The sequence below is a fragment of the Streptomyces saintjeani genome (assembly GCF_055409605.1).
This window is the reverse complement of record NZ_CP189624.1, coordinates 5055356-5070540: the sequence shown is the minus strand read 5'-3', so window position 1 is coordinate 5070540 and position 15185 is coordinate 5055356. Positions and strand designations below refer to the sequence as shown.

Annotated in this window: 14 protein-coding genes, 1 tRNA gene and 4 pseudogenes; 6 read left to right on the top strand and 13 right to left on the bottom strand. The window is 64.5% G+C overall.

The annotated features are described in order from the left end of the window. Nucleotides 1-47 precede the first annotated feature (47 nt). From ACQCO7_RS23205 to dcd, 4 genes are all read right to left on the bottom strand, one after another. Entirely contained in the window at nt 48-251 is a 204-nt protein-coding gene (locus ACQCO7_RS23205) for a cold-shock protein (RefSeq protein ID WP_010351538.1), read from the bottom strand. Nucleotides 252-1265: 1014 nt separating this feature from the next. Continuing rightward, nucleotides 1266-1487 (bottom strand): hypothetical protein, encoded by a 222-nt coding sequence (locus tag ACQCO7_RS23200; protein ID WP_409115405.1) that lies wholly within the window; start codon nt 1485-1487, stop codon nt 1266-1268. A 274-nt stretch (nt 1488-1761) separates the two neighbouring features. Next, complete coding sequence (locus ACQCO7_RS23195; RefSeq protein ID WP_464073651.1) at nt 1762-2259, bottom strand: phosphoribosyltransferase; 498 nt, start codon at nt 2257-2259, stop codon at nt 1762-1764. Nucleotides 2260-2269: 10 nt separating this feature from the next. After that, a complete protein-coding gene (dcd, locus tag ACQCO7_RS23190) occupies nt 2270-2845 on the bottom strand; it encodes a dCTP deaminase (protein ID WP_409115413.1) in 576 nt (191 codons plus the stop codon). 522 nt (nt 2846-3367) lie between these two features. On the opposite strand from dcd, the gene ACQCO7_RS23185 reads away from it, so the two are divergent. Then, a tRNA-Gly gene (locus ACQCO7_RS23185) sits at nt 3368-3438 on the top strand. Between the two features lie 70 nt (nt 3439-3508). Here ACQCO7_RS23185 and ACQCO7_RS23180 read toward each other — a convergent pair. The 3 genes and pseudogenes from ACQCO7_RS23180 to ACQCO7_RS23170 form a co-directional block, all read right to left on the bottom strand. Then, a pseudogene (locus ACQCO7_RS23180) lies at nt 3509-3667 on the bottom strand (tyrosine-type recombinase/integrase); the annotation flags it as partial. A gap of 83 nt (nt 3668-3750) precedes the next feature. After that, nucleotides 3751-3873, bottom strand: a pseudogene (locus tag ACQCO7_RS23175) (SCO3933 family regulatory protein); the annotation flags it as partial. Nucleotides 3874-3965: 92 nt separating this feature from the next. Further along, on the bottom strand, nt 3966-4757 hold the full coding sequence (locus tag ACQCO7_RS23170; protein WP_464073650.1) for a GntR family transcriptional regulator: 792 nt from the start codon (nt 4755-4757) through the stop codon (nt 3966-3968). 107 nt (nt 4758-4864) lie between these two features. Between ACQCO7_RS23170 and ACQCO7_RS23165 the strand changes: the two genes are divergently transcribed. From ACQCO7_RS23165 to ACQCO7_RS23155, 3 genes are read left to right on the top strand one after another with little or no spacing between them, the layout of a single operon-like run. After that, entirely contained in the window at nt 4865-5272 is a 408-nt protein-coding gene (locus tag ACQCO7_RS23165; protein ID WP_464077272.1) for an NUDIX hydrolase, read from the top strand. A gap of 46 nt (nt 5273-5318) precedes the next feature. After that, entirely contained in the window at nt 5319-5804 is a 486-nt protein-coding gene (locus ACQCO7_RS23160) for an ATP-binding protein (protein ID WP_464073649.1), read from the top strand. 5 nt (nt 5805-5809) lie between these two features. After that, nucleotides 5810-6046, top strand: a complete 237-nt coding sequence (locus ACQCO7_RS23155) for a hypothetical protein (RefSeq protein ID WP_464073648.1) — start codon at nt 5810-5812, stop codon at nt 6044-6046. 77 nt (nt 6047-6123) lie between these two features. Here ACQCO7_RS23155 and ACQCO7_RS23150 read toward each other — a convergent pair whose 3' ends face one another. Continuing rightward, nucleotides 6124-7278 carry an ISAs1 family transposase gene (locus ACQCO7_RS23150; RefSeq protein ID WP_464073647.1) on the bottom strand — a complete coding sequence of 385 codons (1155 nt, stop codon included), beginning with the start codon at nt 7276-7278 and terminating at the stop codon, nt 6124-6126. 251 nt (nt 7279-7529) lie between these two features. On the opposite strand from ACQCO7_RS23150, the gene ACQCO7_RS23145 reads away from it, so the two are divergent. Beyond that, on the top strand, nt 7530-7673 hold the full coding sequence (locus tag ACQCO7_RS23145; RefSeq protein ID WP_464073646.1) for a hypothetical protein: 144 nt from the start codon (nt 7530-7532) through the stop codon (nt 7671-7673). Continuing rightward, a complete protein-coding gene (locus ACQCO7_RS23140) occupies nt 7670-8731 on the top strand; it encodes an IS630 family transposase (protein ID WP_464073645.1) in 1062 nt (353 codons plus the stop codon). The genes ACQCO7_RS23145 and ACQCO7_RS23140 overlap by 4 nt, the downstream gene beginning before the upstream one ends. A 586-nt stretch (nt 8732-9317) precedes the next feature. Here the strand turns inward: ACQCO7_RS23140 and ACQCO7_RS23135 are convergent. The 5 genes and pseudogenes from ACQCO7_RS23135 to ACQCO7_RS23115 all read right to left on the bottom strand — a co-directional run bounded on the left by ACQCO7_RS23135 (nt 9318) and on the right by ACQCO7_RS23115 (nt 15016). Next, nucleotides 9318-12923, bottom strand: a complete 3606-nt coding sequence (locus ACQCO7_RS23135; RefSeq protein WP_464077271.1) for an AAA family ATPase — start codon at nt 12921-12923, stop codon at nt 9318-9320. 48 nt (nt 12924-12971) lie between these two features. Then, nucleotides 12972-13487: pseudogene (locus tag ACQCO7_RS23130) on the bottom strand (S1 family peptidase); the annotation flags it as partial. 42 nt (nt 13488-13529) lie between these two features. Further along, on the bottom strand, nt 13530-13853 hold the full coding sequence (locus ACQCO7_RS23125) for a CU044_2847 family protein (RefSeq protein ID WP_464073644.1): 324 nt from the start codon (nt 13851-13853) through the stop codon (nt 13530-13532). Between the two features lie 448 nt (nt 13854-14301). After that, nucleotides 14302-14512, bottom strand: a pseudogene (locus tag ACQCO7_RS23120) (tyrosine-type recombinase/integrase); the annotation flags it as partial. Nucleotides 14513-14548: 36 nt separating this feature from the next. After that, complete coding sequence (locus tag ACQCO7_RS23115; protein WP_464073643.1) at nt 14549-15016, bottom strand: ATP-binding protein; 468 nt, start codon at nt 15014-15016, stop codon at nt 14549-14551. Nucleotides 15017-15185: the final 169 nt, after the last annotated feature.

The window sequence follows — 15185 nt, the reverse complement described above, 5'->3', positions numbered from 1 at the left end:
CGCACCCCAAGGTGCGGGCCCCAGCTGCGAAGAATGCGTGCCGGTGATCAGGCGGGAACGATGTTCTCGGCCGTCGGGCCCTTCTGGCCCTGCGCGATGTCGAACGACACCTTCTGACCTTCCAGCAGCTCACGGAAGCCCTGGGCGGCGATGTTCGAGTAGTGGGCGAAGACGTCGGGGCCGCCGCCGTCCTGCTCGATGAAGCCGAAGCCCTTTTCCGCGTTGAACCACTTCACGGTGCCAGTAGACATATCTATTCTCCTTCGGAGACGGTGTCAGGAATTCACCCTGCGTGAACTCCGTGTCGCCGTGCTGATTAACCCGTCGGGAATAAACCTTCTGGCAACCACACCTGCAACTGAGATCGACAGTAGCACGGTCCCATCGGCCTCGAAAGGTCAATAATTCCGACCCCGCCGACGATCGAGGAATACTCGCCGCGCCCCGCGCCTATTTCTCATTCCACGGGAACAGATATTGCTCGCCGCGAGGGTGACCCTTCCTGCCCGCGCTTCCGCCCACAGCGCTGTGACCTCCACCGACGGGGTGTGCGCCGCTGCTGACGCCGCCGTCGGCCGGCACAGCGGCGAGCACCTCGAAACTCCACTGCCGCGCTGAAGGTCACATCTCTCGCGCGGGGCGTGTCGGCCGGTGGCGGTAGACGGAGCGCAGGGGGATCCGGGCAACACAAAACCCCCGGGTCTTCGACCTGGGGGCTTTCTACGGAGCGGGTGACGTCGATTCGGGCGTCGATTCGGGCGTCGGTTCGGGCGCCGCCCTGGGCAGACGGCCGACCTGAGTCCTCCTCGGGCTCGCTCGCGCCTCGACCGGTTCGTGGCTGCCCGCCGAAACCCTGGACGAGGCGGCAGACCGGGGCATTGCCTTCAGGGGCCGCACGTCCCACACCGACCTGCGACCCCATCTCGTCCGAACGACCGTGACCGGGGCTGAACGAGACGGAACCGGAGACGGCCGCGCCCCACGGCCGACTGCCGAAGTCACCGTCCTGCGTGGAGCTAAGCCGCCTCGTGGCGCGCCGAGCGCATGCCCGGGGCGGGATCCTGCGCATCGTCGAACAGGAAGACGTCGTCCCCCTTGAAGTCCGGGGCCTGGAAGGGGTTTGTCGTCGGAGGCGGCGACGCTGCGGTGGAGCAGCGAGGTTGCTTTTCCGGAGCGGAGAACAGCGACGTCGGATCGATGAGAGGACTCTCTTTCGTTACAGGTCCCCGAGGGGGCCTGGAGTGCCGTGACCGGGCGCGGTGGTCCTACAGCTTGGTCATCTTGGAGTACGGGCTCAAGATCCGCATTTGCGTCGAACCGAAATCCACCAGCACCGCGATACGGTCCTCGATGCTGATCACCCGGCCGAGACCGTACACGTCATGGGTAACCTGGTCGCCCTCGGCGAAGTGCTTGGGAGCCGGTGTGACCGGGGCCTTGAAGGGGCTGGTGGGCAGGTGACGCTTCGGTGCAGCAGGCTTTGTCATGACTCAGTATGAGCCTACGTGTACCCCGCTCGCTGTGGTCGTCGGCACAGATCCGGACGAGAGCAGCCCTGCCGCGCCACTGACCTGCGGTTTTGAGACCGGGTAAGGCGAAAATCGGCCACAGGTTCCTTCGCGGAGCGTGGCTGGTCTCCGCATGGAGCGGGACGCTCGGGGCTTCCGCGATCCAGCCGGGTACGTTTCAGGTACTACGGGTATGACAAAGGCCCGGCGCCGATGTGACGCTAAGCCCTCGTGGTCGTACCCGTGTAATACCTCAGGCGTCGAGGACCTGCCCCGAGCGCTTCACCACCGGGGGCTCCACGGACCAGGGGAAGTTGATCCAGTCGTCCGTGCGCTTCCAGACGTAGTCGCACTTCACGAGGGAGTGGGACTTCTCGTAGATGACGGCGCTGCGGACCTCGGCGACCGTGTCGAGGCAGAAGTCGTGGACCAGTTTGAGGGTCTTGCCGGTGTCGGCGACGTCGTCCGTGATCAGGACCTTCTTGTCGGAGAAGTCGATGACGTTCGGGACGGGGGCCAGCATGACCGGCATGTCGAGGGTCGTCCCGACGCCGGTGTAGAACTCGACGTTCACCAGGTGGATGTTCTTGCAGTCCAGCGCGTACGCCAGGCCGCCGGCGACGAAGACCCCGCCGCGGGCGATGGACAGGACGACGTCAGGCGCGTACCCGTCGTCGGCGATGGTCTGCGCGAGTTCGCGGACGGCGGTGCCGAAACGGTCGTAGCTGAGGTTCTCTCGTACGTCGGTCATGCCGCCCGCCTCATACCTGGGTGCGATGGAAGTTACGGAAGGAGCGCGAGGCGGTCGGGCCGCGCTGGCCCTGGTAGCGGGAGCCGTACCGCTCGCTGCCGTACGGGAACTCGGCGGGGGAGCTGAGGCGGAACATGCACAGCTGGCCGATCTTCATACCCGGCCACAGCTTGATGGGGAGCGTGGCGAGGTTGGAGAGTTCGAGGGTGACGTGGCCGTTGAAACCGGGGTCGATGAAACCCGCGGTGGAGTGGGTGACGAGGCCGAGGCGGCCGAGGGAGGACTTGCCCTCCAGGCGGGAGGCCAGGTCGTCCGGGAGACCGATCACCTCGTAGGTGGAGGCGAGGACGAACTCCCCCGGGTGGAGGATGAACGGCTCGTCACCCTCGGGTTCCACGAGCCGCGTCAGGTCCGCCTGTTCGACCGAGGGGTCGATGTGGGGGTAGCGGTGATTCTCGAACACCCGGAAGAACCGGTCGAGTCGTACGTCGATGCTGGACGGCTGCACCATGGATTCGTCGTAGGGATCGATCCGTACCCGTCCGGCGTCGATCTCGGCCCGGATGTCCTTGTCTGAGAGAAGCACGCCCCGAGGATACGCAAGACGCGCGGAGTCGCCCCAATCGGACGGCTCCACGCGTCGGGGTACTACCCGGGTACTACCTGAGAGCTACCGCTTCTGTGCCACGACCGGTACCGCGCTGCGCAGCCGCGCGCAGCGGGGACATCGGACGAGGCGGCCCGGGCCGAGCCGGTCGGCCTGCTGCATCGGGAACGAGGCGGTGCTGAATACGTGCCCATCGGCACAACGGACGACGGTGCGCTCCATCAAGTCCTGGAATCCCTTCCCCAAGAACCGCGTCACCTCTGGCGGGATGCCGTGACGACGGGCGTCACATTACGGGATGAAAGGGACGAGCCTCCAGGCGGCACTCCGCACTCCTCGGCTCCTCTTCCGGGTCTCCACGGTACGCCCCAACTCCCTTGCCGCGCACCCGAATCCATCCCCCACACCACCCCTCCACCACTCCACCTCCGGCACTGGCCTCCCCTGATGAGGTAGAGTGACGGAGCAGTCGCCCGCCGGATCTTTCCGGGGCGAATTTGTGCGGGTGTAGTTTAATGGTAGAACATCAGCTTCCCAAGCTGAGAGCGCGAGTTCGATTCTCGTCACCCGCTTCATGATGAAGGCCCAGGTCGAAGACCGGGGCCTTTTTGCTGTGCGCGGTCGTTCAGTTGTCGCGCGCCAGATCCGTAGCGCCGCTACGTCCACACCCCGGCGGCGCGGACCCGCCAACTCCCCTGGGCGGAAAGGTCCGTACGCGCCGAGGTAGACCATGAGGCGCCAGCGCGGGCCGATGCGGTCGGCGATCTCGTCGGCCTGAGGGACGGTGGCGATGCGGCGTTCGGGTGGGACCGGCCGTATCTCTCAGCGGGTGGCGGCTTGGGCCGCAAGGACGCGGAGTCGGGAGGCTGGGGCGCAGGCTTCCATAGCGCCTCGCCGGTTACGGCGTCCTTCGCGTTCTCGCTCGTCTGGCGGTCGCGAGCCTTCGGCTCGGGGGTTTCGGTCAGGAGGATCGTCGCGGCGGAGGTCTCTGCGCGGATGGTGCGCACAGCGCATCCCTATCTACTCGTCTACATGAGCAAGTGTGTTGGGGTGTACGAGTTCGGAGGAACGGCCCCGCGCACCACCGCCGGTCATGTCGTCACGTGGCCGGGAGTTGGTACGAGAGGACGTACGCGTCGGCCGCCATGACCGTGTCGCAGACCTCGACCGCGCGGCCTTCGGTGTCGTACGCGGTGCGGATCAGGTGGAACACCGGGACGCCGGCCGCGAGGTTGAGGGTCTTGACCTCAGCGGGTGAGGGCATGCGGGAGCGGATCTCTTCCTCGAAGTGGTCCAGGTGGTGACCGAGGTCTTCGAGGCGGGCGTAGATGCCGCCGGGGCCGGGGTTGGGTTCGGCGATCGGCGTGCCGCGAGCGATGTCGAGGGGAAGGTAGGAGGTGGCGAACTCGACCGGGCGGCCGTCGTGGAGGTAGCGGCGGTAGCGGGCGAGGACTCGGCGCACGGAGCCGAGGCGGGCGGAGATGTCGGGGCTGGCCTTCACTTCCTTGATCTCGATGCTGTCGACGTGGGGCTGACTGCCCACGGTGTCGGCCTCGACGATGAACGCCGCCTTGCCCTGTTCACGGTGGCGCCGGGCGAAGCGGTCGGAGGCGAGACGCCGAACAGGCGGGCGCGGCCGGACGAAGACGCCCTTGCCGTGTTCCGCGTGGACCAGGCCCTCCCCCTGGAGGATCGAGAAGGAGTTGCGGACCGTCATCCGGGACACCCCGTAGTGGTCCACCAGTTCGGCCTCCGACGGGAGCTTCTCCCCCTCGCTGAAGCGGCCACGGTCGATCGCCTCGCGGAGTTGGTCCGCGATCTGCCGGAAAACCGCACGGTCACTCGTGGGATCGAGACCGCCGAGGAGACCCGAAGGGAGAGAAGGGCTCACATGTACTCCTTTAGATATCTAGACGAGCGGGTGAGCGTTGTTGCTACCGTGGAGAGCCTAGCCAGCCGAGAGGGCCGAGGTACGTGAGCACAGAACGCCCGCACTCCGTGAGCGTGGCCGGGGTCGTCGTCGACAACCGTGGCCGGGCCCTCCTGATACAGCGCCGGGACAACGGGAAGTGGGAGCCGCCGGGGGGTGTCCTCGAACGGGAGGAGACCATCCCTGAGGCCCTTCAACGCGAGGTCCTCGAAGAGACCGGCATCAAGATCGCCCTTCCCGCAACGCTGACTGGCGTCTACAAGAACATGACCGGGCTGATCGTCTCGCTAGTGTTCCGGTGCGAGGCGGCTGACGGCACCCCTACTACTGGCGCCGAGACCCGCGCGCTGCGGTGGGCCACTCGCGAGGAAGTCTCCGAGCTTGCCGATGAGGCGTACACGATCCGTGTTCTGGACGCGTTGGACTCGGCGTCTCCGCCTGCCGTTCGCGCCCATGACGGCGTGAAACTCGTCTAGCTCTAACCCGCTGCACATGGCGGCCTACCAGCACGAAGGAACTTGTATGCACGAGTATATGAGTCAGGTGAGGGTCTGGGGGCTCAGTTGCCCAGGCTTCCCGGAGGAAGTTGGTCGCGCTCGGCGGTGGACTCGGGATGTTCTGCGCGGATCTCCGTTCGTCGACGACGCCAAGCTGATCGTGAGCGAGCTGAGCGCGAACGCGATCCTGCACACCGCCAGCGGGTTGGAGGCCGGGAGCTTCCACCTCGCGCTCGCGGTCTCGGATCAGGTCGTCGCGGTCTCCGTGACCGACCACGGCAAGACCGGGACGGCGCCGAAGGCCGAGCACCAGGAGCAGGACGCCGAGCACGGGCGGGGGCTGGAGATGGTCAGCGCGATTGCTCATCGGGTCGTCGTGCATCGGAGCGGGCAGGGCCACACCGTCACTGCCGAGCTGTACGCGGCGCCCCGCTCTGAACACCTCGCACGGTCGGTGTCTGTCGGCCACCTCAATGGCCACCCAAGTGAGTCGAAGAGCAAGAGGAGTTGAGGAAAGTGTCTGACAGGACCAGCAGGGATGACGACCGGCGCGGAAGCGAGCAGGTGTCGCCGATCGTGTACACGACCTATGCGCCTTCCGGGTACGTCTGCGCCGACTGCAAGGAGCCGATCGACACCGAGGAGAAGGCGGTGCGGCTGGCCACCGACCACATTGGGGACGGGCAGGCCGTACCTGACTACCGGCACTACACCTGTTACCGGCCCAAGAAGCGTGCGAAGAGGTCCCGGTGAAGCCGTCTGGCAAGGCCGCCGAGAACCGCGTGCATGCAGCGGGCAGGGTCCCTTGCATGATCGAGGTCTGTCCGGATTCATCCGGTGATGCCGAGGGCGGCCAGGGGCCTTCGCCAGTCGCGAGCGGTGTGGCGTAGGGCGGCGGCGATGTTGGTGTGGCCGTCCTGGCGGTGGACGCCGATGGCGAGGTTGCGCAGGCCGGCCATGATGCGCGGGAGATGGCCGGCATGGATCTTGGAGTCGTCCTCGCGGAACGTGCGGTCGCGGACGTGGTGCAGAAGATTTTCGATCTTCCAGTGCCCTCTGATCCAGTCGGCGAGCTGGGCGCCGGTAGCCGCGCCGGGCGGCAGGCTGGTGATCAGGTAGACGCGCTCGATGGTGAGCTTGCCGGTGGTGAAGTCCGCCCTCCAGCGCACGACTTGCAGGGCCTGGCGCGCGTCGGGGTAGTCGAGGTGGGCGAAGCCGGCGGTCTTCAGCCGCCGGCTCTCCAGGCGGTGGTGGGCCCGGGTGCGGTCGTAGTGGTCGAGCGTGATCTCGCGCCAGGGCAGGCGGCGGACGCGGTGGAAGAGGCCGGGATGGTTGGCCTTGACCTGGGCGATGTAGTGGGCACCGCGCTCGCGGAGGTAGGTGCCGTGGGCGTGCTGGGTGTGCAGCGCGTCGGCGGTGATGACCGTGCCGGTCAGGTCGACGCTGTCCAGCAGGGGCCGGAAGGCGGGGATCTCGTTGCTCTTGCCGGCGACCTGGCGCTGGGCCAGGACGTGACCGGTGTGGTCCATCGCGGCGAGCAGGGTGACGTGCCCGGTGGCGTGGGTGCGCGAGCCGCGCAGGGCCTTGCCGTCGACAGCGATCGCCCGCAGTCCGGGGCCGGCCGGGGTGGCGCGGGCGGTGAGGAAGTCGCCGGTCGCCCGGTCCAGGGCGTCGCCGTCGAGCTGGACGAGCAGACGGCGCAGGGTGTGGGGGTGCGGGACGGACACGGTGCCGGAGAGCGGGTCGGTGGGGAAGCCGAGAACCCGGCAGGCCCACGCGGGGACGTCGCTGATCCATTCCGTGATCGCGGTGAGCGAGCGGGCACCGGCCAGGACACTCGCCGCGGCCGCGGCGACCAGGGCGGACAACCGGTACCGGCGGCCACGGACGCCTCGCGGGTCGGGCACCAGATCCAGGAAACCGGACAGTGCGACCGCGTCCGCCAGCGGGATGGGCGCGGCAGTCCGGCCCAGTTGGGCCAGCACGGTGGGTATGGGAGAAGATGCAGGAGCAGGCACGGACTCGCCAGGTGTTCATGGGACTTCGACACTCACATGATCACTGAGACCGTGCCTGCACCGCGTCCGCCCCCGCCCGAACCGGGATGTCCCCTCCAAGGGCGGGCCAGCACGACACTCCGGACGAAACGTGATCACGCAACGGCCCCTGATGCAGCGGGTCTGCCTCAGGTCGTTCGGCTCCTGGACAGCCCGGAGGAACCGGAGAGGGGCGAGTGATGGTCACGGCACAGCTCATCGGCCAGAAGGTCACTGACGGTGTCCGCAGCGGCATCCTGACGGACGTGATCGCCGATTGGGTGGACCCGGCCAGCCCTATTGATCCGAAACGGTTTGGGTTCTGGGTCGTTGGTGGGGTGTGAGTGATCTGGTGGGGGACGCGCGGCATCTGTCGCCGTCGGCGCAGGAGGCCCTGCGGCTGCGGGCGGTGGCCGCGTTGGTGGCGGGGCGGGACCGTGAGGAGGTGGCGGCACTCTTCGGGGTGTCGCTGAAGGCGGTCGACATCTGGTGGGTGAAGTGGCAGGCCGGCGGCCGGGAAGCGCTGGTCATGCGCCCGCGCGGCAAGCCGGTCGGGGTGCATCAGGTGCTCGGGGAGGCCGAGCAGGCCGCCTTGCGGCAGGCGATCCTCGATCACCGGCCCTGCGACGTGGGCTTGAGCGGGCAGTTGTGGACTCGGCGGCTGATCGGTGACCTGATCGCGAAGCTGTACCGGCTGCGGCTGACCGAGCCGGGGGTGGGCAAGTACCTCAGGCGGTGGGGGCTGTCCTTCCAGCGTCCGGACAAGCGGGCCGTCGAGCAGGACCCGCGGGCCGTGCGCCGTTGGCACGAGGAGACCTGGCCGACGATCCGGGCGAAGGCGAAGAGGGACGGCGGCGAGATCCTGTTCGCCGACCAGGTCGGCATCCGTTCCGACCAGGTCACCGGCCGTACCTGGGGCGAGAAGGGCAGGACGCCCGTGGTGCGGCGGAGCGGGAACCGGTTCTCGGTCAACGCGATGTCGGCGATCAGCACCAGAGGGCGGATGCACTTCATGGTCTTCACCGAGAGCTTCACCGCCGAGGTGATGTGCCGCTTCCTGGACCGGATCGCCGGCCACTTCGACCGCAAGGTCCATCTCGTGGTCGACGGGCATTCCGCCCATCGCTCCAAGAAGGTCCGCGACTGGCTCGTCGCCCACCCCGACGATGTCGAACTGCACTTCCTGCCGCCGTACTCGCCCGAGCTGAACCCCGACGAGCTGGTCAACGCGGACCTTAAGCACAGCCTGCCCAAGCAGCACCGGGCCCGGGACCAGGCCGAACTCGCCGCCGAGACCCGCCGCTTCTTCCGAAGGCGTCAGCGTCAGCCGCACATCGTCCGCGGCTACTTCGGCGGCCCGCACGTCCGCTACGTCCTGGACGAGAACCCCATGAGTTTCTGATCAATATAGGAGACCGCCATGCACAGACCAAGGCGTTCGTACGACCCGTGAACGGCGGAGTCGAGTGGTCGGCAGATCCCGCCGAGTTGGAGCCAGCATGAGCAGAGCACGGGCGATCGCCATCACAGTCAGCGCGGCTTTGTGGGTCGTCACCATCATGGTCATCGTGGCCCGAGGATTCTCCACATAGCCCCGGACGAAGGTGCGTTACAACTTTCTCTACTGGTTCAAGCACCCGTCGTCGCTTCGCTCCTCCGGGCGGGCGGGGGCCGCCGTCCGCGCCCGCGCTCCTGTCTCCGCCCCGCTCGGCACGGCCGTCGGCCCCCGCCCGCCCAATCAGCAGGCACGTCGTGCATGAGGTCAGAGAAGGGGTACGTCGTGGCTGGGGCGGTCGGTTCCACGGCTTTAGGCAGCCACTTTGGGGCGAGCCTCGAAGATCATGGCCCCAACGTCGTGCTTTACCGGGCAGGTCCACAGACTGCCGGACGCGCCGGAAGCTTCGGGGCCATGATTACTCGCCCCAAAGCAGCTCCAGCCCAAAGCCCTTCCACCGACCGAGTCATGGACCTTCGGCGGCAACTACTCATCACGCTTGGCGGGTGAGACTCGTCGACATCAATTCGGAAGCCTTGGTCGAGACCTGATCGGTAATTCCTGAAACGCTCTCCAGCGTAACACCTATCATTCCCGCATTTAGGCTTGCTGTGATATATGGACCCGCCTGAGCCACCCACTCAATCGGATAATTCATAGGCATATCGACAAGAAGGCGATAATTGGCTGGATCCCAGATGCGCAGGGTGCGATCATCGCCAGCGCTTACCAGCACGGCACAGCCTTCGATATTTGACACCCATAGCTGCTGAACCCTGGCAGAGTGTCCTTCAAGTATGGCCATCGAATTCTCGTGGTCAAGGTCCCAAAGCCGAATGTCGCCACTGTCATGACCGGTCGCTAGCAGAATTTTACCGCCCACCTTGACGACACATTGTGATGTAATTACAGATCGCTCAATTTCCAGCTGAGCCACTATATCACCCGAGGCGGGATTCCAGACCTGAACCCGTCGGCCGGTAAGGCTCAAGCCAGCAATCGCAAGCCGTCCACGAACTGGAACGGGACAGATATTCCATGCCGCCCCGATTCCCACTTTAAAAGAGTGGACAGGATACTCACGCGTTACGTCCCAGAAGTGAAGGGAGTTTCCGTAAGATGCAACCAGCACTGGTACCGAACCAACCTTGATTGCACACAAGGAGGCCACACCACTGTACGGCACAAAACGATACTTGAACGCCCGGACTTGACGACCAACTTGTGGATCCAAAATCTGCAACTGCTTTCCGGCGACCGCAAGAAAAGCTTGCCCATCGATTGTGATCCTGCACATTGCCGACGCATCCTCTGCGGGCATTCTGCGCACCACTTCCCATGACATGGGATCCCGGATATCGATGAAATCATTACCGACTCTCCTGGTCGCGGCAAGTAGCCCGGATTCGGCTCGAAGCACGCAGGCATCATCGAACAGCTGAGTTGGCTTGTTCTCTATTAGTTCAGTCTGTCTGCCGGTAGCAGGATCCCAAATGCGGATCGAACGATCGTCACCAGTGCTGGCGAATCGGAGCTGTGGCTCTGTATGGATCGCAGATACAGAGTAAATCGCGCCAGCGTGCCCGAACCACACAGCGAGCTCACTCTTACTCTCCAGAGACCAGAGTCGAAGTGTCCCATCATCACCTCCACTCATCAACACAGGCTCACCATCGCGCGTTGCAGCGCACACGGCGAAAACAGCCCCGTCGTGCCCTGTGAGTAGTCCAACCTCCGTGCCATCACGTGGATCCCAAAGCTGAATTGCAGGGTCATATCCGCCGCCCACGAGCAACGTGCGGTCGCCGACCTCGATCGCGCACAACGTCCGGATCCAAACCCCATCCCATGCGCCATCATCACTCACGACCCAGCGGCTTGTTCCGTCGCTGGGGTCCCATAGCCGAACAGTCCCGTCCTCGCCACTGGAGGCCAGCAGAGGAACATCATCCACGATGATTTCACAGAGATCGGTAACCCACTGGCCGTGCCCATCGAGTACAGCGACCTCCTGACCAGACTCGGGGTCGAGCAGTTGAATTACCGCATCCGACGACCTTGCCGCAGCAAGCAGCGTCTGCCCACTCCGATTAATCGAGCAGAGGGTCGAATAACCTCCGGGATCTCCGGATAAAATATGAACGGCTTCGCCGGTCAACGGGTCCCAAAATCGGATGGTCCCGTCTCGGCCAGTGGTGGCCAGCGATTCCACTGCTCCAAGGCGGATGGGAACGATGGACCGAATCTCGTCCGAGTGCCCCTCCATAACATGCACAGCCTCGCCAAGGATTGGGTCCCAGATCCGTAGGGTGCGGTCACCACCCGCGCTAGCCAGAAGTTCCTGTCCTTCGAGATTGAACGCGCAAAGGACATAAGCCCAACGTGTATGGCCGTCGAGAACGGCCTCCTCGCTGCCAGGCAGCACGGTGGACCAACGAGCCCGATATGGGGCAAATTCTGGAAGGTCGCGGTAGACGTGGCCTAGGCGTTGCTCAGTCTCTGTCACGCTGAAGAGAGCCAGACGCTGGCCAGGATCGGCATTGAATGCCTGGGGCGTGCGCCGAATGAGTTTCACCTTAGTGCGAGCGAGATCAGAAGCTACGCGATCTGCTACTGGAAGAAGTCGACGCAAATCCGCATGGAGGAGATACTCATCTTGGGTCAACAGTTCGTCCACTGCTGCACCGATCTCAGCGTGCGCAGGCAGCGAACGTTTCAGGTATGAATCCACATTCGTCCAACCACTTCGTTTCCCTTCTGCGATCATGGCTCGGGTGAGCCCTCGTTCGTCCTCACGTCGGGGATGCAGGTCGGACCGCGCACTGATCAATGTATCGTTGAGCGCCTGGTGGAAGAGACGATAGGTAGTTTCCCATTCCTGCCCGCCGCCCGACTCCACAAGGAAATTTGCTGCCGAGGAGCGGGCAAACGCGGCGAGGCTTCTGTCTGCAACGTTCGACCCGCCAAGCGCGACGATCGCCATACTCCACAGCCTGATGGAGAATCCCGGAGCCTCTGCAAAGGCGAGGGCCGTAAGCACAGATTGCGCTGAGCAGCCATCAACCGGCTGGATGCGGTCGAGGTAGTCACGCAGGGCTCCGTCTACCGTTGGGATGAAGGCGATCTTATCGGGCTGGACAGGTTCTTGGTCATGCAACCCATGTGCCCGCGCCACGAGCCCTGCTATAAGAAAGTTACGGTCGGACATTTCGGCGATTCGCCTGGCGACTGGTTCGGCAACACTGTCGTCGGTGTAAGGATTGTTTCGCCGTTCGTCACCCAACAGTTGGAGGGTGGCAAGAGTATAGTCTTCTAGATCTTCCTGATCGAAATAATCGGGTTGATCTAGGTCCATAAGCGATTTAGCTCTACCAAAGGAAGAAAGCAAGTCACCGGAGTCATCTCGGCGTCGACTTCCCACCACAACACGGAGGTTAAGGTCAGCGCAGGTCTCCACCAACGGCACCACAATCCGCCGAATGATCAAACGCGCCTGCTGTGGGGTCGCTGCCTCATCAAGTGCGTCGATGACCACATTAAACGGGTGGCGAGGACTATTTTCATTAGTTGGGAGGCGGGACGAAATCGCCTCGCGCAGCAGTTCTGGTAGGTAATCAATGCTGTCCGGCAAGGCAGCCGAGGCAGCTGCCGCGATCTCGACCGCGACGTCGAGAGCTGTCTTGCCTTTGGCATGCACGGCACAGGAAATTGAGCCAATTGGTGCACGCATAGCTGTGTCGTCAATCGGTAGCTGGTCAGCAATCTCCCGGTCTGCTGTAGTAACGATCCGTCCCAGAACAGCGGACTTACCCACGCCAGGAGACCCCGTGACGACGAGGGCTTTCCGCTCTGGCGTGCGGTTGATCCAATCAGTGATGGCCGTCAGGGCCGCTGTCCGCCCACGGAAGCGGAAGCCCTTCTCGGTTTCGATGCTGACCCCGCGGGCGCGCGGGCGCCAGTGGCGTCCAGCTTCTGGGTCGCTCTGAAGGGACCATCCCCAAGAGGCGAGAGCGGACTCTCCAGCCGCCTCGACCGACCACGCTGCAAGATCATCAATTCCCTCGTCTGGGAAAATGCGGTCGATCTTCCAGAGAGACAAGGCGCGCCCGTCGCCCTCGCCGCCCGCTTGACCAACCATGCCTACAATCGCGTCGTACTCAGGTGACCACAGAGCGGAACCGCTGAATCCAGACTTAACGACGTACCGAGAGTGAGTGTCTAGTCGTATCCAGCCGTATCCGAGGGCCTCGCCGACCACTCCGGCAGCTGAGTTGCCAAGTTGTTCGCCGCCCGGGAAACCGAATGCCCACCAGTCCCGACCGACCAGATCGGCTGGCGTCGGGCAGCGTAGCTGGGGAACTCGCGTAGCTGGCATGGGCTCTACTAGTCGAAGAATCGCTACGTCTTGGGTGCCTTGGAGTTGCGGTGGCGGCAGGACGATTTCCCGAACCCGCACTCGGATAGTGTCGCTCTCCTCCGCCTTAGGGAAAGCGACCCAGAGTGAAGCTCCGGATTCGGCAAAGCTCGCCACTACATGGGCACAGGTGACAAGGCGGTGGACATCCAAAACGAAAGCAGATCCGAGGGATCTTTCGTCGTTCTCGGCGCGATGGACGGCAGCAACCCAAGTGTCATTTGTGGGCCTGCTGGGCTGATTGTCCATGATTGATTTTCCCGCCGGCGTTCCGCGCTTGCCCCGTTATTGCTACTGTGCGTCGGGTCCTGGCGAGGCTGCTTCATTCCGCCATGTCAGAGTGACCTCGAAATTCGCCTCGGTTGCGGCCTTTGCAACCAGCCAGTTGGCATTGCCGCTGACCTTGATGCCGAATTTGAGCTGAATCTCACCGGGTTTCATCGCTGCCAGCTCGTCGAGCACGCTACGCGCCGCCTGAACAGCAGGCTGTACAGCCTCACGGACACGAGCAACGGTTTGCTCCGCTCCGACAGGGCGGAAGTCGTCGCCTGGCTCAATCTCGAAACCGACCGTGGTCTTCTCGTCCAGCAAGTAGGAGACGACGTGCGACGACATGTATTCCCCCTCAAACGTACGGTCTTCTCATGCTACCGCCGAGGTGAGTGCTCAGTATGTGCTCTTGCGATGGCCAGCCGGACGCGTGATGACGTTGAACAGGTCCTGGGCTTGGTCGCCTCTGCGTGATGCACAACCTGCATCACAACCGCACCAGATCCCCGGAGGAGCCCCAAGCGTACTCGTGGCCTCCGGCACTGAAGTCCGTAGCACCACAAGCGCACCAGATCGAGGGGGAACAGAGGGGAGCCACGGCGAAAACCACCATAACCAACGAGGGCACTGACCAGCCGTTCACCCAGGTCAGCAGGCTGGTAGGTCCTTATAGGCCCGCAGCTTCCCAAGCTGAGAGCGCGAGTTCGATTCTCGTCACCCGCTCCATAGTGAAGGCCCAGGTCGAAGACCCGGGCCTTTTTGCTGTGCGCGGTCGTTCAGTTGTCGCGCGCCAGATCCGTAGCGCCGCTACGTCCACGTCCCGGCGACGCGGACCCGCCAACTCCCCTGGGCGGAGAGGCCCGTACGCGCCGAGGGCGACCATGAGGCGCCAGCGCAAGCCGATGCGGTCGGCGAGCTCGTCGGCCTGGGGGACGGTGGCGATGCAGCGTTCTGGCGCCCTTGATCCGGCACGGGTTGCGCTTGGTCCGTTCGTCGTCGGTGGCTGGAATACCCAGCGGAGCGTATTCCGGTCATGACGGTCAGTCTTCCAGCGGCCAGGCGTCGGCAACGACGAAGGAGACCTTGGTTCCGCCGAAGGGGCTGGGGCCGTAGTGCCACGAGTCGGCGATGGAGTCGACCAGCAACAGGCCGCGCCCATGCGTGTCGTCGGCGGGCGGGCGTCGCATCTGCACGCTTGTCGGGGACCCCGGGCTATGGACTTCGACCCGAAGGTCTGTGTCGTCGCGGAACCATTCCACGCGTACGCGCCACTCGTCCTCCGTCTCCGCGTCCGACTCGTCTTCCGGCTGCCCGTGGACGATCGCGTTGGTCACCAACTCCGAGATCATCAGCGCGCAGTCGTCGACCGAGCAAGCCGGGTTGTACGGGGCGATGAACTTCCGGAACCAGCGCCGCGCCCGAGGTACGGACTCCGCTTCCGGGCGCAGGATCATCGCCCCCAGGCGAGGCGAATCCGGGGAGGGGTAACGGTCGATCATGTAGACCATTCGTGCTCACTCCTTGCCGCTGCCGCTGCCACTGCCGTCGCGGTCGAGGCAGCGTCTCCGTAACGGTGCATAGGCGTGATCACCGGCCGTGGAGAGCGCAAGAGCCGTACGGGAACCGATGCGTTTCCCACCGTGCCCTCGGCATCCCCGACAGGCTGAGCGCGAGCCC

Coding starts and splice junctions, on each gene's coding strand:
- ACQCO7_RS23145 (WP_464073646.1), top strand. CDS start 7,530: ATGGTCACGGCACAGCTCATCGGCCAGAAGGTCACTGACGGTGTCCGC.
- ACQCO7_RS23195 (WP_464073651.1), bottom strand. CDS start 2,259: ATGACCGACGTACGAGAGAACCTCAGCTACGACCGTTTCGGCACCGCC.
- ACQCO7_RS23160 (WP_464073649.1), top strand. CDS start 5,319: ATGCACGAGTATATGAGTCAGGTGAGGGTCTGGGGGCTCAGTTGCCCA.
- ACQCO7_RS23205 (WP_010351538.1), bottom strand. CDS start 251: ATGTCTACTGGCACCGTGAAGTGGTTCAACGCGGAAAAGGGCTTCGGC.
- ACQCO7_RS23125 (WP_464073644.1), bottom strand. CDS start 13,853: ATGTCGTCGCACGTCGTCTCCTACTTGCTGGACGAGAAGACCACGGTC.
- ACQCO7_RS23200 (WP_409115405.1), bottom strand. CDS start 1,487: ATGACAAAGCCTGCTGCACCGAAGCGTCACCTGCCCACCAGCCCCTTC.
- ACQCO7_RS23115 (WP_464073643.1), bottom strand. CDS start 15,016: ATGGTCTACATGATCGACCGTTACCCCTCCCCGGATTCGCCTCGCCTG.